24 protein-coding genes and 1 pseudogene are annotated in these 20862 nt (G+C 38.9%); 21 read left to right on the top strand and 4 right to left on the bottom strand.

Annotated features, from left to right (window positions below):
• Positions 1 to 47 precede the first annotated feature (47 nt).
• From Q0371_RS10110 to Q0371_RS10100, 3 genes and pseudogenes are all read right to left on the bottom strand, one after another.
• Positions 48 to 887 (bottom strand): sigma-70 family RNA polymerase sigma factor, encoded by an 840-nt coding sequence (locus tag Q0371_RS10110; protein ID WP_023922795.1) that lies wholly within the window; start codon positions 885 to 887, stop codon positions 48 to 50.
• Between the two features lie 60 nt (positions 888 to 947).
• Positions 948 to 1136, bottom strand: a pseudogene (locus Q0371_RS10105) (fructose-bisphosphatase class III); the annotation flags it as partial.
• Positions 1120 to 1980 (bottom strand): NERD domain-containing protein, encoded by an 861-nt coding sequence (locus Q0371_RS10100; RefSeq protein WP_298470806.1) that lies wholly within the window; start codon positions 1978 to 1980, stop codon positions 1120 to 1122. The gene Q0371_RS10100 and the pseudogene Q0371_RS10105, both read right to left, overlap by 17 nt.
• 191 nt (positions 1981 to 2171) lie before the next feature.
• On the opposite strand from Q0371_RS10100, the gene Q0371_RS10095 reads away from it, so the two are divergent.
• From Q0371_RS10095 to Q0371_RS10010, 18 genes are all read left to right on the top strand, one after another.
• The gene (locus Q0371_RS10095; RefSeq protein WP_251552768.1) at positions 2172 to 2753 is read left to right on the top strand and encodes a nuclear transport factor 2 family protein; all 582 of its coding nucleotides are present in this window, start codon (positions 2172 to 2174) and stop codon (positions 2751 to 2753) included.
• A gap of 107 nt (positions 2754 to 2860) precedes the next feature.
• Positions 2861 to 3712: a DegV family protein gene (locus Q0371_RS10090; protein ID WP_298470802.1), complete on the top strand. Its 852-nt coding sequence runs from the start codon at positions 2861 to 2863 to the stop codon at positions 3710 to 3712.
• A gap of 296 nt (positions 3713 to 4008) precedes the next feature.
• Positions 4009 to 5049: a DEAD/DEAH box helicase family protein gene (locus Q0371_RS10085; RefSeq protein ID WP_366518580.1), complete on the top strand. Its 1041-nt coding sequence runs from the start codon at positions 4009 to 4011 to the stop codon at positions 5047 to 5049.
• An 83-nt stretch (positions 5050 to 5132) separates the two neighbouring features.
• Entirely contained in the window at positions 5133 to 5654 is a 522-nt protein-coding gene (locus tag Q0371_RS10080; protein WP_298470797.1) for a ComF family protein, read from the top strand.
• Positions 5655 to 5700: 46 nt separating this feature from the next.
• Complete coding sequence (locus Q0371_RS10075; protein WP_251552772.1) at positions 5701 to 6108, top strand: TIGR03826 family flagellar region protein; 408 nt, start codon at positions 5701 to 5703, stop codon at positions 6106 to 6108.
• A 177-nt stretch (positions 6109 to 6285) separates the two neighbouring features.
• Positions 6286 to 6549 carry a flagellar biosynthesis anti-sigma factor FlgM gene (gene flgM / locus Q0371_RS10070; protein ID WP_298470795.1) on the top strand — a complete coding sequence of 88 codons (264 nt, stop codon included), beginning with the start codon at positions 6286 to 6288 and terminating at the stop codon, positions 6547 to 6549.
• A 13-nt stretch (positions 6550 to 6562) separates the two neighbouring features.
• Positions 6563 to 7057, top strand: coding sequence for a flagellar protein FlgN (locus tag Q0371_RS10065; RefSeq protein ID WP_298470793.1), 495 nt, complete (start codon positions 6563 to 6565; stop codon positions 7055 to 7057).
• 12 nt (positions 7058 to 7069) lie between these two features.
• Positions 7070 to 8611, top strand: a complete 1542-nt coding sequence (flgK, locus tag Q0371_RS10060) for a flagellar hook-associated protein FlgK (protein WP_298470791.1) — start codon at positions 7070 to 7072, stop codon at positions 8609 to 8611.
• A gap of 15 nt (positions 8612 to 8626) precedes the next feature.
• On the top strand, positions 8627 to 9502 hold the full coding sequence (gene flgL / locus Q0371_RS10055) for a flagellar hook-associated protein FlgL (RefSeq protein WP_298470789.1): 876 nt from the start codon (positions 8627 to 8629) through the stop codon (positions 9500 to 9502).
• A 57-nt stretch (positions 9503 to 9559) separates the two neighbouring features.
• Complete coding sequence (locus Q0371_RS10050) at positions 9560 to 10114, top strand: DUF6470 family protein (protein WP_298470787.1); 555 nt, start codon at positions 9560 to 9562, stop codon at positions 10112 to 10114.
• A 24-nt stretch (positions 10115 to 10138) separates the two neighbouring features.
• Complete coding sequence (gene fliW / locus Q0371_RS10045; protein ID WP_298470785.1) at positions 10139 to 10576, top strand: flagellar assembly protein FliW; 438 nt, start codon at positions 10139 to 10141, stop codon at positions 10574 to 10576.
• A gap of 4 nt (positions 10577 to 10580) precedes the next feature.
• Positions 10581 to 10790 (top strand): carbon storage regulator CsrA, encoded by a 210-nt coding sequence (csrA, locus tag Q0371_RS10040; protein WP_169358822.1) that lies wholly within the window; start codon positions 10581 to 10583, stop codon positions 10788 to 10790.
• Positions 10791 to 10963: 173 nt separating this feature from the next.
• Positions 10964 to 11731 carry a flagellin gene (locus tag Q0371_RS10035; RefSeq protein WP_298470782.1) on the top strand — a complete coding sequence of 256 codons (768 nt, stop codon included), beginning with the start codon at positions 10964 to 10966 and terminating at the stop codon, positions 11729 to 11731.
• A gap of 467 nt (positions 11732 to 12198) precedes the next feature.
• A complete protein-coding gene (locus Q0371_RS10030; RefSeq protein ID WP_298470780.1) occupies positions 12199 to 12966 on the top strand; it encodes a flagellin in 768 nt (255 codons plus the stop codon).
• A gap of 126 nt (positions 12967 to 13092) precedes the next feature.
• Positions 13093 to 13440 (top strand): flagellar protein FlaG, encoded by a 348-nt coding sequence (gene flaG / locus Q0371_RS10025; RefSeq protein ID WP_298470778.1) that lies wholly within the window; start codon positions 13093 to 13095, stop codon positions 13438 to 13440.
• A gap of 13 nt (positions 13441 to 13453) precedes the next feature.
• Positions 13454 to 14947, top strand: a complete 1494-nt coding sequence (locus Q0371_RS10020) for a flagellar hook-associated protein 2 (protein ID WP_298470776.1) — start codon at positions 13454 to 13456, stop codon at positions 14945 to 14947.
• Between the two features lie 28 nt (positions 14948 to 14975).
• Positions 14976 to 15377: a flagellar export chaperone FliS gene (gene fliS, locus Q0371_RS10015; protein WP_298470774.1), complete on the top strand. Its 402-nt coding sequence runs from the start codon at positions 14976 to 14978 to the stop codon at positions 15375 to 15377.
• Positions 15374 to 15727, top strand: coding sequence for a hypothetical protein (locus Q0371_RS10010; RefSeq protein ID WP_298470772.1), 354 nt, complete (start codon positions 15374 to 15376; stop codon positions 15725 to 15727). The genes fliS and Q0371_RS10010 overlap by 4 nt, the downstream gene beginning before the upstream one ends.
• Positions 15728 to 15766: 39 nt before the next feature.
• Here Q0371_RS10010 and Q0371_RS10005 read toward each other — a convergent pair whose 3' ends face one another.
• Entirely contained in the window at positions 15767 to 16099 is a 333-nt protein-coding gene (locus Q0371_RS10005) for an SCP2 sterol-binding domain-containing protein (RefSeq protein ID WP_298470769.1), read from the bottom strand.
• Between the two features lie 155 nt (positions 16100 to 16254).
• Here Q0371_RS10005 and Q0371_RS10000 point away from each other — a divergent pair, with 155 nt between their 5' ends.
• The 3 genes from Q0371_RS10000 (at position 16255) to Q0371_RS09990 (ending at position 20528) form a co-directional block, all read left to right on the top strand.
• Positions 16255 to 16971: a C40 family peptidase gene (locus Q0371_RS10000; protein ID WP_298470767.1), complete on the top strand. Its 717-nt coding sequence runs from the start codon at positions 16255 to 16257 to the stop codon at positions 16969 to 16971.
• Positions 16972 to 16990: 19 nt separating this feature from the next.
• A complete protein-coding gene (locus Q0371_RS09995) occupies positions 16991 to 18679 on the top strand; it encodes a methyl-accepting chemotaxis protein (protein ID WP_298470765.1) in 1689 nt (562 codons plus the stop codon).
• A 166-nt stretch (positions 18680 to 18845) separates the two neighbouring features.
• Complete coding sequence (locus tag Q0371_RS09990) at positions 18846 to 20528, top strand: methyl-accepting chemotaxis protein (RefSeq protein WP_298470763.1); 1683 nt, start codon at positions 18846 to 18848, stop codon at positions 20526 to 20528.
• Positions 20529 to 20862: the final 334 nt, after the last annotated feature.

Below are 20862 nucleotides of genomic sequence, written 5' to 3'. Positions count from 1 at the left end.
CATGAGCTTGCTCATAGGTGGGTGAAAGACCTTTTGACCTGCCCCGATTATCTTTCTGCCTTATTTCTAAGCTTTTCCATTGCACGGGACTCGATCTGACGCACACGTTCTCTTGTCACCTTCAGCTCTTCTCCAATTTCTTCCAGCGTATGGGTTTTTCCATCCTCAAGTCCATAACGCAGCCGGATCACCTGCTTTTCCCGGTCATTCAATGCATTAAGAAGTTCACTTACTTCCTCTTTCTGGACAAGAAGATTCATCGCTTCTTCCGGTGTCGGAGAAGCTTTATCCTCCACCATATCTCCCAGGTTATTTTCTCCGTCTTCTCCTACCGGAGTTTCCAGTGAAACCGGATTCTGAAGATAGGATAAAATATTTTTTACATCCTCTGTACTCTTATCTCCCAGCTTTTCTGCGATTTCTTCCGGTGTTGCTTCTCTTCCGAGACTCTGCTGGAGTTCTTTTGAAATACGCTGAACTTTCTTCATCGCCTCTGCCACATGAACCGGTACACGGATCTCTCTTGACTGTTGGTCGATTGCACGCTGGATCGCTTCTTTGATCCACCAGGATGCATAAGTTGAAAAGCGGTTCTCCTTTGTAAAATCGTATTTTTCCACTGCACGCATCAAGCCGATATTTCCCTCCTGGATCAGATCCATCAGTGGGATCCCTCTGCCGGTATAATGCTTGGCGATTGATACAACCAGCCTGAGATTTCCTTCTTCCAGTCTCCGTCTTGCCTCTTCATCACCGTCCACACTTCTGCGTCCCAGCTCTTTTTCTTCTTCTGCATCCAACAGAGGAATCTGACCGATCTCATTGAGATAGATCTTCAGCGGTTCTGTAACCTCTGTCCCTTCCGGTATATTTAATTCTTTTTCCATGCTTTTCTCCATCTACACCTTTTCTATGATCTCACCACTGCGATATGCCGCAAGCAGTCTCTCCAGGTCTGCCACCTGTCCGTTTACAATATGTGCATCCGATGGATCCAGACCAAACTCGATCAGGATCTTATCGATCACCTTTTCATTTTCAAGCAATGCATAATACGGGTTCTTCTTCTCCACATGCGTCTCTTTTTCTGCAAGAAAATACCGTTCAAACGTCGCCATCTTATTCTTTCCAAACAAAATATCTTTTCCGACCATTTTCATGGCCTTCTATATTTGTAAAACTATTTAATAACCGAGATGCCGTATAGGGAGAGTCTACTAGACAAAAATGTTGGAAATCCTTAACGGTCATTCTGGATTTCACGAGTAAAAAGTATTCTCTAATGGCAGCCTTATGCGCTCCCCGATCAGTAACCCCACACTTCCCACATTTCCATGTAGAGTAGTGCCGCTGCATCCCCAAAAACCCACAGTTTGGACACTCGACTCCACGCACCAAATCTCCTGGATCAATTCGATAATATTCGCATAAAGGCGGCATGACATATGGTGAAAGACTTCTCTCAATCAGAGAAACAATTTCCTCAAACTTCGCACAGTTAATTGGCCTCAAGCCGTTGCTATGCATTTGATAGATTCTCTCAATCATGCTTTCTAGTTTGAAAATTGGATAGCTGGAGGGCTTTTCGCGGATGCGACTGGACTTGGCGGTCATGATGATGGCGCCGGTCACCTTCATGGTGGGGCATACATTTCGTAGAAATTCTTTTAGGAAGCGGATATTACGCGTTAATTGAAAATAGGGATTGGGGAAGGGAGTTTCAATTCCATCTATTTCTTTATAAAATTCTTCGTCTTTAAAATACAAATTGCCGTTCATATTTTTGGATTCAATCACCATACAGCAGCGGTCGCTCACTATTAAGCAATCAATCTGTATTTTCCATTCATCCAACAGCAAACCAACATTCGAAAATATATGATAGTTTCCTTCTAATCTTAATTCCTCGAGCTTCCCGAGTAACCGATCTTCACCGCGCTCGCCGGCTTCACTTCGCCTTATATCCTCGTTGACGAACATAAATTGCTCATGCTCCAATGACAATCTTTTTAATAAAATCTTCTGTGTTGGGTACAATAAATTTATTCACCTCCATTCTACATATATCTTACTTCAAACGTCTGAAAATTTCATTATTTTGAATATCGAAACTTATTCGTTGAGTTTTCGTCCTAACTATGACAAAATAACCAACAGCAGGAGGGAAACAGATGAGACTTATAATACAAGGACTTACTCTTGCGGCACTTACACTAGTACTTGCTGCATGTAACGATAAAGAAGAAGTAAATTCAGAGGCGGGATCTGTAAATGATGGTGCTCCATCACAGTCAGAATCAGCACTAGATCATGGTGTTAAGGACAAATCAGACGTAGGCTTCGAAATGTCTTCTGACGGCAATGTGGAAGAAGCAACGAATGTCCCTGAAAAGGAAAAAACTGCAGTATTAAATGCATTCAACGAATATATAGAAGCATTTAACGAAGAGGATATCGACCGTTATTTGAGTGTAATCTCTAAAAAACCAGAGGGCTTCAACTATGAGGACGATAAAAAGATGGTAATCGAAACCTTCGAAAATTATGATACGGTGCGTACAGCCGAAGATGTGACGATTATCGAATATAATGATAAAGAAGCGCAGGTTTACTCTAATCTTCATATTGCCCTTCATGAGCCAGGGTCAGGCGCAAAGCTTGATCGAAATGGTCGCCAGGTGACTGTTTTTGCGAAGGAAGAAGGCAAATGGTTGGTAACAAGTGTCTATTTCATAGGCGAAACATCTGAATAATGAACTACTTCCCCAACGTATATGATAAATATCATGGTTGGGGTCTTTTTATGCTTTCTTTTCCTATCCAGATTAAGTAAACTAGAGTTAGGAGAGTGATTTCTTATATGACGAAAACGGTAGTAGTAACGGATAGCACAGCGTATATCCCTGAAGAAATACGAGCAAGCTTGAATATTCAAATGGTTCCTCTTAGTGTCGTAATTGGAAACGAGACTTATAGAGAAGAAATAGATATTAATACAACCGAATTTTACGATAAAATCAGAAATGAAAAAGCACTTCCAAAAACCTCACAACCGTCTCTAGGAAACTTCGTAACCACGTTCGAAAATTTGGAGAAAGATTATGACTCCATCATTTCGGTTCATCTATCTAGTGGTATCAGCGGGACATTAGCTGGAGCAGAACAAGCGGGTGGAATGGTAGAAGGAATCGATGTCCACACATTCGATACAGAGATTTCCTGTATGGTACAAGGCTTCTACGTAATACGTGCTGCCGAAATGGCACAGGCAGGAGAAACGCCTGAAGCAATTCTTCAAGAGCTGAACAAAATGAAGCAATCCATGCGTGCGTATTTCATGGTAGATAACCTGGATCATCTTCACCGCGGAGGTCGTCTAAATGGCTTTGAGCGTGTTATTGGTTCAGTTCTTCAAGTGAAACCAATCCTTCATTTTGAAAATAAAGTCATCGTTCCTTTTGAAAAAGTTCGTACGCGCAAAAAAGCGATGAAGCGAATTGCAGACATGCTAGAAGAAGACGCTAAAAAATACGATAAAATTAAAGCTACTATCATTCATGCAAACAACGAACAAGAGGCTAATGCATGGAAGATACTTCTCGAGGCAATCATGCCAAACGTTGAATTTACGATTAGCTACTTTGGACCGGTTATCGGTACGCACCTTGGAGAAGGATCCATGGGGCTAGGCTGGTACCACATCGAGTCGTAATGATGAACGAGCAATTACAACAATTTCTCACTGGACGAATATGGCTTTGCGCACATACACCATTTCCGCGCGAGGTCATTGACGACCATATCCTCAGTGGCCACATTCACCTCAAGCCAGGAATTGAAACAATACAATCCCACTCAATATTCCAATCAAACAAGTACATCTGCAATCGATGCCACAACACAAACCCATCCCTATTTTACTCATTTCCATGTTCCCGTTGTAATAAAACCTGTACCTATTGTCGCCATTGCATCCGCATGGGACGAGTTAGCAGCTGTTCTGAGCTAATGACGTGGATAAAAGACCCAGCGAATGGAACGACAAAGGATGTTTTTAACTGGAATGGTCAGCTGACACCACTACAGCAAAAGGCGAGCGAGGAACTTCTACGCAGTGTCCAAAACAACCAGTCTCACCTGCTGCATGCAGTTTGCGGAGCAGGTAAAACAGAGCTGCTGTTCCCATCGATCTATACCTCTCTACAGGCTGGTAAACGCGTATGTGTTGCTGCGCCAAGAACAGATGTCATTTTAGAGCTGTTCCCTCGATTTCAAAAGGTATTCCCGAAAACAATTATTCATGCCCTTTATGGAGGAGCCCCAGACCAGGAAGGCTTTGCCACATTGGTCTTAGCAACGACTCATCAGCTATACCGCTTTGAGCATGCCTTTGACGTAGTTTTTGTTGATGAAGCGGATGCTTTTCCTTACTATGCAGACGAAACGCTTCAGCAGGCAGTCATCAAAGCAGCAAAACCAGAAGCCGCCATTCACTACGTCACAGCTACGCCAACTGACTCCCTTCAAACAACTAACCAATCCATTCTCTCCAAGCGTTATCACGGGTATCCTTTGCCAGGACCACGATTCGACAGTCTTTTTGGGTATACGAGACAATTAAAAAAGGGAAAGGTACCAAAAAAGCTGCAACAATGGATAGACGATAACATCCAAAACAACATCCCATTTCTCGTTTTTCTGCCAACTATTGAAATGCTTGAGCAATTCCCTGGAGACCTGCCTAGGGTTCACGCCGAGCATCCTGAGCGAAAGGAACGGGTCATGCAGCTTCGGGAAAAGAAAGTGCCGGGTCTATTAACAACGACGATTCTAGAAAGAGGAATCACGATAGAAAATGTTCATGTTGCGGTAGTGGGAGCAGAACAGGCCATTTTCACTGCTAGCGCACTAATTCAAATAAGCGGAAGAGTAGGGCGTTCTAGCTCCTATCCTAATGGGGATATTGTCTTCTTTCATCATGGTATTAGTCACGCGATGGATGAGGCAAAAGAAGAGATTGAGAGGTGGAATGAGCTATCATCTGTTTAATATGTGGAAGTAGGTTTTCACGCCCTGCGACTTGGAGGAGGCTATTCCTCTATGAAACGGAGAGTGCTTGCTGTGACCGGTGCATGCAGAAATTTGAAAAAGCCGATACGGTATTTGATTTTTCCGATTTTATTGGAACGAAGTACGAGGGGGCGCTTGATCAAGTCAAATCACTTTACACGTACAATGAAGCGATGAAAGACTATCTTCACCAGTATAAGTTTTTACAGGACGTTGCACTTGCGAACGTTTTTGCAGGGGAAATAAAAGCACTGCCCATGCATGGAATAGTAGTACCCATTCCAATGCACCCAGAGAAATTAAAGGAAAGAACCTTTTCTCAAGTAGAAGAATTGCTAAACCATGCAACCATACCATTCCAGAATCTTCTTATTAAAGCTACCCCCAGCGAGCAAGGAAAAAAGTCGAAAAAGGAACGCTTGGAGGCAGAGAATTTATTCGAATTGATCGACCATGTCAAAGCAACGCACTATATTTTATTCGATGATATATACACGACTGGCGCCACCGTTCATCAGGCTGCGAAATTACTGAGGGACGCGGGTGCTAAGAGCGTGGAGGCCATCACTTTAATAAAAGGCTAATCTGCCGATATAATACATAACTAGCAGAAATAGTGGAGGTATGGTCATGGGAGAGCTAAAGAATTGCCCGACATGTGGCGAGTTTTTTAACTATACTGGGTTAAGAGAAGTATGTAATCCTTGCGCAATGAATGAGGAAAAGCAATACGAAATCGTCTATCGATTTTTAAGAAAACGAGAAAATCGAGCTGCTACAGTGGAACGTATTGTAGAAGCAACTGGAGTGGAAGAGTCACTGTTACATAAATGGGTTCGTAAGGGTAGATTGCAGCCAGCGATGTTCCCGAACCTTGGGTATCCATGTGACAGCTGTGGTAAATTGACTCAGGTAGGGAAGCTCTGTGGGAAATGCACTGAGGAGCTAAAGTCAGGTTTACGCCAGTTTGATGCTGCAAAGGAATTCCGAGATAAAGTAAATAACCAAGAGGCAGTCTATTATAAGGACCAGAAATAACTCTCACCATGTGTGGGAGTTTTCTTTATAGTTCAATAGACTTATAAAAGGTTTCAGATACCCTTATAATATGACTCTATGCCTATTCCAATCATTTCCTTCAAAAGAACTCTAAACACTCGCGAAAATAAACCGAAATAAACAATAGACAATTTTATGAACGAAAGGGGAATGTATATGAAAATCACCAACCATGGTGTTAATCAAATCAATCCATACCAACGAAATCAGATGCAAGTAGGGAAAACTCAACAAACGATGAAGCAAGCCGCTGACCAACTAGAAATTTCATCCGCAGCAAAAAGCATGCAGACGAAATCTCCAGTGGAAGTAGAACAGGCGGAGCGTGTAGCAGCTATTAAAGCAGATATCGAGGCAGGCACTTATAAAGTGGATGCGAAGCAGCTAGCGACAAATATTTTAAAATATTATCAAATCTAAAGGAGACCCGAGCATGTCCATCGAAAATATTCTGCACTCTCTAACGAACTTAAATATGCTTCACAAAAGTTTATTAGACATTGCATACAAAAAAACAGAAGCGATCAAAACGGGGGACATGGACAGTCTTAACAAGCTGCTCAAGGATGAGCAAGCGCACGTAGCCGGTATTTCTCAGCTAGAGCAACAGCGTCAATTAGGGGTAACGGATTACCTTCGAGCAAAAGGAATTGCTCCAATCGACAACCCAACTGTAGCCCATGTCTTAGAAAACACCACCACCGAGAAAGAAAAGGAGCAGCTAAGTGCTGCACGCAACCAGCTTCTTCTCACATTAGGAACACTTAAAGACCAAAACGACCTAAACCAAAAGCTAACATTCCAATCACTACAATTCGTCAATATGACGCTAGATATGCTACGACCAAAGCCAGACCAAATAAATTACTCAAAGAACGAAGTACAGGGTCCTTCCAAGGATAAACCATACTTCGATTCACAAGCTTAAGGAGGCTAACCCATGCGCTCCACATTTATGGGACTAGAAGCAAGTAAACGAGGACTGTTCACACAGCAGTCTGCTCTTTATACAACAGGACACAATGTATCCAACGCTAACACACTTGGCTATTCTCGCCAACGAGTTAACATGGAAGCTACTTTAGGATATCCAGGTACAGGACTAAATGCACCAAAGACACCAGGTCATATTGGAACGGGTGTACAGGCGCAATCGGTGCAAAGAATCCGTGATACTTTTATTGACCGCCAATTCCGCCAAGAGTCTTCTAAGCTGGGCTATTGGGAATCGAAATCGAATGCAATATCCCAAATGGAAGATATCATGTCAGAGCCATCTGACTTTGGCTTAAACGAGTCATTAGATCAGTTTTGGAAGTCCTTACAAGATGTTAGTACTAACCCTGAAAATGCTAGTTCACGTAAAGTGGCTATCCAAAAAGGTATTGCTGTAGCAGAATCCTTTAACTATTTAAGCAATCAGCTAACAGATATTCAAGAAAATCTAAAAAATGAAATTCTCGTATCTACAAGCGATATAAATTCAATATTAGAACAAATCTCTTCTATTAATGAGCAGATTCAAGCAATTGAACCGAATGGTTACATGCCAAATGATTTATATGATACACGTGATGTTTTAATTGATGAGCTATCCCAGTACTTCCCAATTGACATCTCCTTTGAAAAGTCAGGGGGAAATGCATTATCGATAGCGGAAGGGTCCGTTAATATTTCGATTAAGACAGCTAATGGACCTATTAGTATAGTTACTGGTAAAGAGTTTGCTAACCTAACTCCAAACACTGGTACAACTGCCCCTATGACGGATACAGAGGGCTACCAACCGTTTACTAGCTTTACAGTTACTAAGAATGGCACCGCTACAGAGATAGAATACGGTGACTTAGAGGCTAATAGAGGTAAAATGCTTTCCCTTATTGATTCCTATGGATATGGTGCTGTTGCGGATCAAACGGGATTTTACCCAAATATGCTAAAAAATTTAGATGACTTGGCGAAAGCATTTGCAGATGAATTTAATAAAATCCATGCAGGTGGTCATGCGATGTCTGCAAATACAGGTGTACCAAATTTCTTTGAATATACAAATGGTGCTAAAGATATTAAGGTAATCGATGCTTATGAAACAGATTCTTCTTTATTCCGTGCCTCTACTGCTGCAGGAGAGGAAGGAAACGGGAAAAATGCATTGGCTTTAGCAAATATGAAGTCCAAACCAATCGCTGGGGCACTTGGAACTGGAGGCTTGAACGGAGCAACTATTCAAACCTATTACCAATCAATTATAGGTGAGCTAGGGGTATCTGGTGAACAAGCGATTCGACTTGCAACAAACTCCCAAACTATTAAGTCTACGGTTGAAAATAATCGTGCTTCTCAGAGCTCGGTATCCCTAGACGAGGAAATGACTAATATGATTATTTTCCAGCAGGCGTACAACGCCAATGCTCGTATGATCACGATTGTAGATGAAACGCTAGACAAAATTATTAACGGCATGGGCCGAGTTGGACTATAATAGGAGGTCAATAACATGCGCGTAACACAATCAATGTTATCAAATAATATGCTACGTAATCTATCCAGCAGCTATAATAAGATGGGTGATTTACAAAATCAGCTTAACACAGGTAAGAAAATTACAAGACCTTCTCAGGATCCTGTTGTAGCGATTAAAGGGATTGGCTATAGAACAGATCTAAACAAAGTAGAGCAATACCAACGAAACTTAGGCGAAGTGAACAACTGGTTAGATAGCTCAGACGATGCGTTGGACCATGTTGGACAAGCGCTTATCCGTGTCCAAGAGCTTGTAACTGATGCAGCGACTGGCACTAAAACAAGCGAGGACCGTCAAAAGATACAAGTAGAAATAACACAAATACGTCAGCAAATTCAAGACTTAGGAAATACAAAGGTTGCGGATAAGTATCTTTTTACAGGAACAAACACATTGTCTCCTTTACATGATGGCACTAACTTTACAGCCACTCCTGGGCTAAATAAGGATGTTACTATTGAAGTCTATGATGGTGTAGAGATTAAAGTAAATACAAATGGAATCGATCTTTTTAGTGGGATTGATGAAGTGTTAGGTAAAATTGAAACATCGTTAGGGGATGGTAGTGCTGGGACAGTAATCAGCAGTTACTTAACTGACATCAATACGCAACAAAATAGTGTACTAGAAAAAAGAGCAGACATTGGTGCTCGCCAAAACCGAGTAGAGATGATGGAAAACCGTTTATCGTCTCAGGAAGTAATTGTTTCCAAGCAACTATCTAATAATGAGGATATTGATTATGAAAAGGTAATCACAGAAATGATTACGCAGGAGTCCATTCATAATGCAGCTCTTTCAGTTGGTGCAAGAATTATTCAACCAAGTTTGGTAGATTTCTTAAGGTAATGATTACAAGCGTATGGACAACTATGTTCATACGCTTTCTTTAAAGGAGGCTTCAAAATGGAATTCCCTAAAATCCAAATTCAAACCAATAGAGCGATTCTAGGTTTAAATATAGAAAAGCCCAAACAGCTTATTGAACAACCAAAGGCTGATTTGCAAATTCAACAGCCAGCAGCTATTTTGTCCATTGAGACGACAAAGGGCCAGTTGCAAATAGACTCTTCACAGGCTAGAAGAGATTTAGGCTTGATAGGTCCTCTTGAATCTACTAGAAATTATGCTGAAAAAGGTAAACAGGCTGTTCTGGACGGAATTGCAAGACGCGCAAGTCAAGGTCAGCAGCTAAAAAGTATAGATAAAGGTGGAAACGCTCTAGCCTCTATTATTGCTCAAAATACAAATGTTGAAAAAAAGCCATTAGGCATTAAATTTGTCCCAAGCGTTAATTCAGTTAAAACTAGTTATACTCCAGCAAGCGTGGATATCAGCTTCCAAACAAATAAACCTATAATTGATGCTACAATTAATAAGCCAATCCACGACTATCAGCCAGGTAAGGTGACTGGAGAAATGCTACAAAATCCAACTATTAAAATTGATGTACAAATGTAATAAAAAGTGAGGAGTTTTATGGTAATGAAAATTAAAACCGCTTATTTAGGGGAAATAGAAATAGAGAAAGCCGATATTATTGGCTTTGAGTATGGGATTCCTGGATTTGAAGAGGAAAAAGAATTTGTTCTTTTACCTATAGAGGGGAATATTGCGTTTCATGCATTACAATCTGTGCATACGGAAGCCTTAGCTTTTATTGTGACAAATCCGTATACCATGATAGAAAATTATAGCTTTGATTTAGAGGAATCGACGGTTAAGGCACTTCAAATTAAAGAAGAACAAGAGGTAGCAGTGTTTACAATCGTTTCCTTGAAGGAAACAATCGCGAGCTCGACAATCAACTTGAAAGCTCCAATCATATTAAATACAACAATTAAAAAAGCAAAGCAAGTGATCCTGAACAACGAGGAATATTCTATTCGTCATGTCATCTCGGCAGAAAGTTTAAAGGGGTGAGCCCATGCTAATACTTTCACGAAAAGTCGGAGAAACCATTTGGATCGGTGAAGATGTAGAAATAGTCATTACAGAAGTAAAAGGAGATCAAGTGAAGGTTGGAATTAAAGCTCCTAGAAGCATAGATGTCGTTAGAGGAGAGCTAAGAAAAGACGTCTCAGAATCTAATACTGAAGCCGTATTAAAAAACATAGACATACTTAAAAATTCCTAAGAAAAAATTTCTTAGGAATTTTTTTACTTATTCTATTAACATTGGAAAAAAACTTCCGATATATAAATTGTAAACAAGGAAGCAGAGTGCCGGCCCTACTTCCAAGTTACATAATCTATTAATAATTGCCTACAGGGACGTAGAGCACAATTATTCCAGGGAGGAAAATTAAAATGAGAATCAATCACAACATCGCAGCACTTAACACAAACCGTCAACTAGGAGTAAACAATAATAATGCTTCAAAAAATTTAGAAAAGCTTTCTTCAGGACTTCGTATTAACCGTGCTGGAGACGATGCAGCTGGTCTTTCTATTTCTGAAAAAATGCGTGGGCAGATCCGCGGTCTTGACCAAGCGGCTCGTAACTCACAAGATGGTATCTCTTACATTCAAACTGCAGAGGGTGCATTAAACGAAGTAAGCTCTATGCTAGTTAGAATGAAAGAATTATCTGTTCAAAAAGCTAATGAAACAAACAATACAGAAGATATTGCTAATCTAGATCTTGAAATGAATCAGCTTGGCGAAGAAATGGATAAAGTAATCGCAGACACTAAATTCAATGGTATTAATGTTTTTGCAGCACCTATTAATGTAGTAGTAAGCGATGCAGATACAGATACTTTTGAAATTGGTATTGCTCAAGCAGCTTTAGGTTTAACAAGTGCATCTAAAACTGCTGACATTGAAGGTAAAATTGATGAAGTGAACACTACTAGATCAACTCTAGGTGCTCAACAAAACAGATTAGAGCATACTATCAACAATCTTGGTACAACTTCTGAAAACCTAACAGCTGCAGAATCTCGTATCCGTGACGTTGATATGGCGAAAGAGATGATGGAGTTCACTAAGAATAATATCTTAACTCAAGCTGCACAATCTATGTTGGCACAAGCTAACCAACAACCTCAAGGAGTTCTTCAACTTCTTCGTTAATTTTTATTTAAAATGAATAATATACTTTTTAAATTGCGATCGATATTTATATCGGTCGTTTTTTTTATTGTTTATATCTCTTTTTATTAAAAATATCATTTTTTATTGAATATATTTACTTACTTTATTAACTTACGATTATTAATAACTTTTAACTATTATAAATCAATAATACATTATTTAAATAAATTAATCAAATATATTTGTTATTTATAAAGTAATTATAAGTAAATATAAATATATTGAATGATTTTTAAAGAATTTTTTATCATGCATTTAAATAGGAAGTAATTGATATTTTAAATAAAAAAATGATTTTTATTTATAAAATATATTAAAGTTTATTAAATTGCTGTCGATATTATTATTGTTCAAGGTGATTTAGACAACGGCCGATTTAAATTACTTTGTTATTAAAACATCAGTTCACATGGAAGTGGACTTATAACTCAAGGAGGAAAATTAAAATGAGAATTAATCACAATATCGCAGCATTAAACACTAGTCGTCAATTAACTATCAACACAGGAAGCGCTTCTAAAAACTTAGAAAAACTTTCTTCAGGTCTTCGTATCAACCGTGCTGGAGACGATGCAGCTGGTCTTTCTATCTCTGAAAAAATGCGTGGACAAATCCGTGGTCTTGACCAAGCGGCTCGTAACTCACAAGATGGTATCTCTTACATCCAAACTGCAGAGGGTGCTTTAAACGAAGTAAGCTCAATGCTAGTTAGAATGAAAGAATTATCTGTTCAAAAAGCTAACGGAACAAATAATACGGAAGATATTTCTAACCTAGACCTTGAAATGGATCAACTTGGTGCTGAAATGGATAAAGTAATCGCAGACACTAAATTCAATGGTATCAATGTTTTTGCAGCACCTATTAATGTAGTAGTAAGCGATGCAGATACAGATACTTTTGAAATTGGTATTGCTCAAGCAGCTTTAGGTTTAACAAGTGCATCTAAAACTGCTGACATTGAAGGTAAAATTGATGAAGTGAACACTACTAGATCAACTCTAGGTGCTCAACAAAACAGATTAGAGCATACTATCAACAACCTTGGTACAACTTCTGAGAACTTAACAGCTGCAGAATCTCGTATCCGTGACGTTGATATGGCGAAAGAAATGATGGAGTTTACTAAGAACAATATCCTTACTCAAGCAGCTCAGTCTATGCTTGCGCAAGCTAACCAACAGCCACAAGGCGTACTTCAATTATTACGTTAATCTTTTCTAAGTTTACGCGTCCGAAATTTCGGGCGCGTTTTTTTTTTTATCGAATTATTTATTAAATATACTGGTATTTGTCCGATATAATGGATAAAGTTAGGGAAATGAGGAGGCAAGAAAAGTATGGTGCATCATATTTCTGATTCTGTCGGGAAATTATCTAATAATGTTACCGCAAAAGTTGGTCCATCTGAGCAAGTGGACCCTTCAAAAGTAGAATTATCTATTGAGGCTGAGCAGCGTCTACCTGCTGAGAAGACGAAGAAGATGGCAGATAGCATGAATAAATTTTTAGAAACAACTTCAACAGAGATTCGCTTTAAATACCATGAAGAGTTGGAAACTTATTATGTCACATTAATAAACGCTAAGACAGAGGAAGTAATTCGAGAAATCCCATCGAAAAAAATCATGGATATGTATGCATCCATGCGAGATTTAGTTGGCTTTATTGTAGATAAGAAAATATAAGGTTGGTGATTTTATGCGTATTGGTGGATTAGCAAGTGGTATGGATATTGATTCCTTAGTCGAAAAAATGATGAAGGCCGAACGTACCTCATTAGATAAAGTTACGCAAAAGAAACAATACACAGAGTGGCAGCTAGAGGATTATCGAAGTGTAAACAGAAAGTTAAATGATTACAGCAATAACTTGTTTGATACGATGATGAAGCAGTCGACGTTTCTAGCAAAGACTGTTACTACTTCTTCTCCAGATGCTGTTAGTGTGAAGAGTATGAATGCTACCTCTGAGTTTTCAGGATCTATTTCAGTTTCTCAACTTGCGGCACAGGCTTCTTTACAAAGTAAGGGAGTTATTAAAAATACTTCCGGTGAAATAGTGGATACAAAAGCTACCTTAGCAAGTTTAGGCATGGCGAATGATATTTCTATTACTATCAATACAATAAATAAGGATGGAAAGTTCTCTGCAGATAATGAGAAGACTTTAACCTTTAGCGACAGTGACACAATTGAATCTGTACTTAAAAAGATAAATAGTGAAACTGGTGTAACAGCATTTTATGATTCCTTCACAGGGAAAATTGCGATGACAGCTAAAAACTCTGGAAAAGCGGACAGTGGAGCTGAAATCGTTGTAAGTGGAAATTTAGCAGAAGTTCTTAAAATAGACGGGAACAGCAATGAAGCTAATGGGAAGGCTGGCCAAAACGCTAAGTTTACGTTTAATGGACTGGAAACAGAGCGTAATAATAATGCCTTTCAAATTAATGGATTTGAAGTCACGTTAAAACAAACAACGTCAAGTCCTGTTACCTTCAGCTCTGCACCAGATACTGATAAGATAGTAGATTCGGTTAAAAAATTTGTTGAGGATTATAATAAGCTAATTGAAGAATTAAATTCAAAAATCCGAGAAACAAAATACCGAAATTATTCACCTCTTACTGCGTCGCAAAAAGAGGACATGAAAGAAAAAGAAATTGAACTATGGGAAGAAAAAGCGAAAAGTGGTACCCTAAAAAATGATTCTACCATTAGTAGTATGTTACAAAGCATGCGAAGCGTGCTTAATGGTGCTATAGAAGGAACTTCTGGTACTATACGTCTAAGTGATATCGGCATTACTACTTCGAAAGACTATTCCACTAATGGTAAACTAGAAATTAACGAAACTAAGCTTAGAGAAGCGATAAACAGTGATCCTAATAAGGTTTACGAGGTCTTTGCTAAATCAGGTTCTACAACAGAAGAATCAGGTCTTGCTACTCAAGTGAGAGCTATAATTACAGATAGCCGCAAAAATTTAACAGATAAAGCAGGAATTACAGGAGCTACAAATAATACTTTCAGCATTGGACGTGCGTTAGATAACTTTAATCAACAAATTTCTAGGTTGCAAAATCGTTTAACAATGGTAGAGGATCGTTACTGGAAGCAGTTCACTGCAATGGAAAATGCAATTAACAGAGCCAATAGTCAATCAGCATCTATCGCAGGAATGTTTAGTTAAACCGTAATAAAATAAGAGGAGTGTTCTCATGGCAGTAAACAATGCCTATCAAGCATATCAACAAAATAGTGTAACTCAGTCGTCGCCAGGTGAATTAACATTGATGCTCTATAACGGGTGTTTGAAATTTTTAAACCAAGCTAAAAAAGGAATAGAAGAAAATAATATTGAGCTCAAGAACACGAATCTTCAAAAAGCGCAAAATATAATTCGTGAGCTTATGGTCACTCTAGATATGTCTATTCCTGTATCTGAATCTATGTATTCTTTATACGATTATATGTTAAATCGTTTAATAACTGCTAATATCCAAAATGATAGTGAAATGGTAGATGAAGTCATTGGCTATACAATGGAATTTAGAGATACATGGAAGCAGGTCATTCAAATTAATCGCCAAAAACAGTATGGCTCGACAGGTGAAATATGATTCGAGATAGCTTACAGGCTTGGAAGCAGGTCACAGAGCAACTCTTAATAGAATTAGATGATCACGATGAAAACAATAGAGATCATATGGTTGACCAAGTGGAAAAAATACTTGAAATTCGTGAACAGCTTCAGCCTTCTATACAACCGCCCTTTACGGAGGAAGAACTAATTTTTGGTAAAGGGTTGCTTCCTTTAGAGGAAAAGTTAGCTATGAAGCTGAAAGGTCAACTAAGAGACATCCGCTTGAACATATCAGATCAGCAAAGAAAGAAAGTTTCTATACACGCTTATATGGATCCGTATTCGCAAGTGAATAGAGATGGTACATTCTACGATAAGAAAAAATAAAAAATCCGGCATAAGCAAATTTGCTTACGCCGGATTTTTTTATCCTTGAAAACTATACTCCTTCAACAACCCCTCAAGCTTCAACGCTAGACCAATACTCCCATCGACCTTCAGCTTCCCAAACATAAAGGCAGAGGTACTGTTCAAATCGCCATTGATCAGCTTTACAAAATCCTTCGAGCTTAATTTTAATGTGCAGTCAGCCTTAGTAGAAGTATCGTCTGTTACAAATGCTCTACCGTCTGCGATGACTAATTGTTTAACGGATGGCTCGTCGCCAGATAGGTGAAATTCGTAGCGGACGTTTTGGTTTTGGATTGGTGTTGGATTGTTGTTCATTGTGTGTTCGATTTGTGCCCATGTTTCATTCATAGTCATATCCCCTTTGTCTAAATGAATGGTTATTCATTTATGATTATGACATATTTTCTGATAACTTACGAGTTTTATTTCCCAGGTAATATTTTGGCGAAAGTTGTGGATGTTACGAAAGTTTTACCGATATAAACAGAAAGGGGGTTTAAAGTATGAGAAAGAAAGTGCTGATTATAGTTTTTATGCTGTTTTTTATTACAGAAAATGCAAGTGCAAGTACGCTTTATGAGGTTAAAAAGGGAGATAGCCTTACAAAGATTGCTAAATTACATAAAGTAACGGTCGCTGATCTACGTACTTGGAACAAGCTGACGAAGGATAATATTTATATTAAGCAAAAGCTTGTAGTACAAAAACCTGCCACTGTCAAAAGTGCCACAAAGGTTGTCCCAGCTAAGGCGACACCTGTTGTAACAAAGCCTGTTCAATCGGTAGTTGTTGCTGCTCCGGTCCCAGTAGCGACACCAGCTCCAGCACCTATTATTTCAGGGGAAGGACATGTCTATTATCCACTAATCATTGATTTTGCTAAACGTTTGGAAGGTATTCCTTATTTGTATGCTGGTAATACGATGGCTGGGTTTGATTGCAGTGGGTTTATTTACTTCCTACATAATCAGGCTGGAGTGAAAATGGAACGTAAGAGCAGTGAGTCTTATTATTTGGATAGTGTGGTGGTGACTAATCCGGTCCCTGGGGATTTAGTGTTTTTTCAAAATACATATAAAGAAGGAATCTCTCATATGGGAATCTTTATAGGGGACAATCAATTCATCCATGCAGGATCTAAGGGAGTAGAAATTACAAAGCTCGATAGTGTGTACTGGAATGAGCACTTTGTATCCTTTAATCGATTTGTTCAAAAGTAATTAAGACAGGAGAATGATTATGAAGTGGACAATTACAAAAAAAATGTGGTTGGGCTTCTCTGCAATTATCCTTATGATGATGATTGTTTCCTATGTTACTACTCTAGCATCAAAAGGGATCAATAGTCAGTATAGAGAAATTTTAGAGGTGGATAGTAAGAATGTGAGCCTGATTCAAGAGATTCAAATGGCTCAAAATGAAACTACCGAAAACCTGTATGATTTTTTACTGACGAAAATGGATGCGTCTAGAAAAGCTGTTAGAACTAACATAGATTCCACTGGAACACTAATGGAGGAACTAAAAAAAGGGATAAATTCAGAGGAGTCTCTGCCGTTCATTGAAGATTATGAAAGAAAATATGTAATGTTTGTAGAAGCTAACGAGAAGCTTATATCGAACCAAATTCTTGTTGATCCAACTCAAATAAATACATTAACAAAAGATGTTAAAACGGTTAATGACAATATGGTATCCCTACTAGACAAGATAGAGGAGCAGCTTCAAAAAGATATGACATCTACAGTAGAAGAGCTGCGAAATTACGAGCGTAATACTACCCTACTTGTAATGGGCATTACGATTGCAGGGGCAATACTCGGAGCAGTGATTGCATTTTATATAGGTAGAAGTATAGCGCGTCCGATTAAGCGTGTGACTTCTGGTCTTACAGAAATTGCAGGGGGCAATCTGCTTGTAGAGCCAATTCTGATTAAGAACAAAGACGAGGCTGGGGAAATGGCCTCAGCATTTAACAAAATGTCAGCAGACCTCCGTATGATTGTTTCGAATGTACAGGAAACGTCTATGCAGCTTGCAGCTAATGCGGAAGAATTATCAGCCAGTTCGGAGGAAAGTTTAGCGAGCTCACAAATGGTAGCAAGCTCAGCTCATGAGCAAATGGCTAGCAGTGAACAGCAGGTACTCCATATGACTACTTCTATGGAAGGGATGTCGGAGCTTTCACAAGGAGTGAATGAAATTGCCTCTAGTAATGGCGAGATGCTTAATTCTGCTAATAATGTCGGAATGCTTGTTAAACAGGGCTCAGATGTCATCGAGGCGGTGGCACAACAGATGAGCACTATTCATGAGACGTTTAATGAAACAGCAACCAATATGAGAGATATGGAGAAGCATTCTAGTGATATTCAAGGTATTACTACTCTTATTACACAAATCTCAGAGCAAACGAATCTGCTTGCATTAAACGCTGCGATTGAAGCAGCTCGAGCTGGAGAATATGGAAAAGGATTCGCGGTCGTTGCCGACGAGGTACGAAAGCTTGCAGAACAATCCAAAAATGCTGCTTCTGAAATAGCGGACATGGTAAAAGTGATCCAAGGGGCAACCGAGAATGCGGTGGGTGCAATTACAGCAGGAGAAGGCAAGGTTAAAGAAGGATTAGCGAAAACAAAAGAGTCATTAGATGTATTTGAGCATATTGAAACCGCAGTAGTAGAAGTAGGCTTTAAAGTAGAATCTGTTTCTAGTGCAATTAAACAAATTCAAACGATTGCCCAAACTGTTACGGAAGGCTCAAGGGATGTTCAAAGACTCGCAGAGATTGTAGCGCAAGGGGCTACTGATACTAGCGCAGCAACAGAACAACAGCTTGCTTCCAATAGTGAAATTACGTCTAATGCTCAATCTCTAGCAAATTTAGCAGAAAAATTACAAGATAATATAAGTCATTTTAAAATGTAGGTATAAAGGTTCTATACTTAATTTAAAAAGTATAGAACTTTTTTATGCCATTAGGAATAAATATGTACATTTATCCATGTCAAATTACCTTTAAAAAGATATAATTATAGAGGTGCGTTTTTACTAATGTGTATCCAAATATTAATTACGGAAAAGGAGTTCCAAAATGAAATTATCAATTTCCAAAAAAATGTGGTTCGGGTTTTCATTTGTTTTACTTTTATTAGTTTTTATAAGTGTTACTTCTATTTTTACTTCCTACGACCTTGCAAATAAGTATAAAGATATTATTGATAAGGATATTGAAAAGATTAATCTAGTATCAGAAATTGAAGTAATTCAAAAGGATATGGCGACTGCTATACTAGAGTTCGTTATGTTTGGTTCAGATGATGCTATCCAAAAATTTGATCAAGAAATAGAAAAGGGATCAGTTGCAGCTCGTGCTTTAATAGAATCGGTAAAGGATGAAGAGTCACAAAAGTTATTAAAGGACCTTCAAACAGAGACTGTACAGCTTTTTGAATCAAATGATAAAATAATCACGTTGAAAAAAAGCAATCAACCCTTTGAACAATATGCAGCAAAGTCAAGCGAGCTTAACGGCAATGCTTTGGCGATTTTAGGTGAGTTAAAACAAATTCAAGAAAAAAATATGCTACAGACTAGAGAAGAATTAGATACATATAATGATAAAGTTAACCTATTTATAATCATATTAGTAATCTCAAGTATTATTATAGGTATACTCGTTTCTCATTTCATCAGTAAAGGTATTTCTGCTCCAATACGCAAGGTGACAGAGGGATTAGAGGAAATTGCAAAAGGTAACCTGAAAGTAGAACCAATCGTTATTAAAAATAAAGACGAAGTTGGGGCAATGGCAACTACGTTTAATAAAATGACAAGTGATTTACAACGTATCGTTTCTAACGTTCGCGATTCCTCTATGCAGCTTGCCGCTAATGCAGAAGAACTGTCTGCAAGCTCAGAGGAAAGCCTAGCATCCTCTCAAATGGTTGCTAAATCTGCAGAGGAGCAAATGGCTGCAAGTGAAGAGCAAGTGAAGCATGTTGAAAACTCTGTTAGATCTATGTCCGAAATGCAACAAGGTGTATCAGACATATCACAAAACAACAAAGATATGCTTCTTGCAACAGATGGCGTGAAAAAGCTCGTTACCAAAGGCTCTACAGTAGTATCTGGAGTAGCAAGTCAAATGAACACCATTCATGAAACATTCAAAGAAACAACAGAAATTATGAATAACATGGCTAAGCATTCCAATGAAATACAGTCCATTACAGCTTTAATCACGGACATCTCAGAGCAAACGAATCTACTTGCGCTGAATGCTGCAATTGAAGCAGCTCGTGCAGGCGAATATGGAAAAGGCTTCGCAGTAGTTGCAGAAGAAGTACGCAAGCTTGCTGAGCAATCCAAAAATTCTGCTTCTGAAATTGAATCCATGGTTAAACTAATCCAGTCCGCATCTTCTGAGGCAGTTAAAGCGATCACAACAGGTGGAGACAAGGTTGAGGATGGTCTTTCTAAGACAACTGAATCATTAGACGTGTTCAATGAAATTGAGTCCAGTGTAGAAGAAGTTGCAGTGAAAGTTGCAACCGTTACTACCGCAATTGAACATATTAAGGAAATGAGTAGCTCAGTAACAGCAAGCGCACAACAAGTAGAAAACTTGGCAAACCATGCAGCAGAGGGAGCAAGTGATACGAGTGCAGCTACCGAGCAGCAATTAGCAGCAACCGAAGAAATTTCAACAAACGCACAAACATTGGCGACTCTTGCAGAAAAACTGCAAAGTGAAGTAAGCCATTTTAAAATCTAATAAATCGGGTTAACCCATAAAGAAGGCATTGTCACATATTGTGACAATGTCTTTTTTTGTAGGAATGAAATCAATCGTAGAAGTGATATAGAGAAGTGGCTAAGTGTAGTGGCCATGGCGGAAGTTCTACAATGATCGGGTGAAGTGTTGCAGGAAATAAAAGAGTTGCGGGAAATAGAGAAAGTGTTGCGCGAATCAGCGAAGTGTTGCAGAAATTGGTCAAAGTGTTGCGCCGATGGGAGAAAGTATTGCGGGAAATAAAAGAGTTGCGGGAAATGAAGAAAGTGTTGCGCGAATCAGCGAAGTGTTGCAGAAATTGGTCAAAGTGTTGCGC

Origin of the sequence: uncultured Psychrobacillus sp., assembly GCF_938022135.1 — a bacterium.
Lineage (GTDB): Bacteria > Bacillota > Bacilli > Bacillales_A > Planococcaceae > Psychrobacillus.
The sequence above is the reverse complement of the archived record's forward strand: the minus strand, read 5'-3'. Positions and strand labels throughout refer to the sequence as shown.

Excerpts from the sequence above, each read along its gene's own strand:
- Q0371_RS10090 (WP_298470802.1), top strand. The coding sequence starts at position 2,861 with ATGACGAAAACGGTAGTAGTAACGGATAGCACAGCGTATATCCCTGAA.
- Q0371_RS10050 (WP_298470787.1), top strand. The coding sequence starts at position 9,560 with ATGGAATTCCCTAAAATCCAAATTCAAACCAATAGAGCGATTCTAGGT.
- Q0371_RS09995 (WP_298470765.1), top strand. The coding sequence starts at position 16,991 with ATGAAGTGGACAATTACAAAAAAAATGTGGTTGGGCTTCTCTGCAATT.
- Q0371_RS10075 (WP_251552772.1), top strand. The coding sequence starts at position 5,701 with ATGGGAGAGCTAAAGAATTGCCCGACATGTGGCGAGTTTTTTAACTAT.
- Q0371_RS10095 (WP_251552768.1), top strand. The coding sequence starts at position 2,172 with ATGAGACTTATAATACAAGGACTTACTCTTGCGGCACTTACACTAGTA.
- Q0371_RS10005 (WP_298470769.1), bottom strand. The coding sequence starts at position 16,099 with ATGAATGAAACATGGGCACAAATCGAACACACAATGAACAACAATCCA.
- Q0371_RS10035 (WP_298470782.1), top strand. The coding sequence starts at position 10,964 with ATGAGAATCAATCACAACATCGCAGCACTTAACACAAACCGTCAACTA.
- Q0371_RS10020 (WP_298470776.1), top strand. The coding sequence starts at position 13,454 with ATGCGTATTGGTGGATTAGCAAGTGGTATGGATATTGATTCCTTAGTC.
- csrA (WP_169358822.1), top strand. The coding sequence starts at position 10,581 with ATGCTAATACTTTCACGAAAAGTCGGAGAAACCATTTGGATCGGTGAA.
- Q0371_RS10010 (WP_298470772.1), top strand. The coding sequence starts at position 15,374 with ATGATTCGAGATAGCTTACAGGCTTGGAAGCAGGTCACAGAGCAACTC.
- Q0371_RS09990 (WP_298470763.1), top strand. The coding sequence starts at position 18,846 with ATGAAATTATCAATTTCCAAAAAAATGTGGTTCGGGTTTTCATTTGTT.
- Q0371_RS10100 (WP_298470806.1), bottom strand. The coding sequence starts at position 1,980 with ATGTTCGTCAACGAGGATATAAGGCGAAGTGAAGCCGGCGAGCGCGGT.
- fliW (WP_298470785.1), top strand. The coding sequence starts at position 10,139 with ATGAAAATTAAAACCGCTTATTTAGGGGAAATAGAAATAGAGAAAGCC.
- flgM (WP_298470795.1), top strand. The coding sequence starts at position 6,286 with ATGAAAATCACCAACCATGGTGTTAATCAAATCAATCCATACCAACGA.
- Q0371_RS10030 (WP_298470780.1), top strand. The coding sequence starts at position 12,199 with ATGAGAATTAATCACAATATCGCAGCATTAAACACTAGTCGTCAATTA.
- Q0371_RS10065 (WP_298470793.1), top strand. The coding sequence starts at position 6,563 with ATGTCCATCGAAAATATTCTGCACTCTCTAACGAACTTAAATATGCTT.
- flaG (WP_298470778.1), top strand. The coding sequence starts at position 13,093 with ATGGTGCATCATATTTCTGATTCTGTCGGGAAATTATCTAATAATGTT.
- flgK (WP_298470791.1), top strand. The coding sequence starts at position 7,070 with ATGCGCTCCACATTTATGGGACTAGAAGCAAGTAAACGAGGACTGTTC.
- Q0371_RS10080 (WP_298470797.1), top strand. The coding sequence starts at position 5,133 with ATGCAGAAATTTGAAAAAGCCGATACGGTATTTGATTTTTCCGATTTT.
- flgL (WP_298470789.1), top strand. The coding sequence starts at position 8,627 with ATGCGCGTAACACAATCAATGTTATCAAATAATATGCTACGTAATCTA.
- Q0371_RS10000 (WP_298470767.1), top strand. The coding sequence starts at position 16,255 with ATGAGAAAGAAAGTGCTGATTATAGTTTTTATGCTGTTTTTTATTACA.
- Q0371_RS10110 (WP_023922795.1), bottom strand. The coding sequence starts at position 887 with ATGGAAAAAGAATTAAATATACCGGAAGGGACAGAGGTTACAGAACCG.
- Q0371_RS10085 (WP_366518580.1), top strand. The coding sequence starts at position 4,009 with ATGACGTGGATAAAAGACCCAGCGAATGGAACGACAAAGGATGTTTTT.
- fliS (WP_298470774.1), top strand. The coding sequence starts at position 14,976 with ATGGCAGTAAACAATGCCTATCAAGCATATCAACAAAATAGTGTAACT.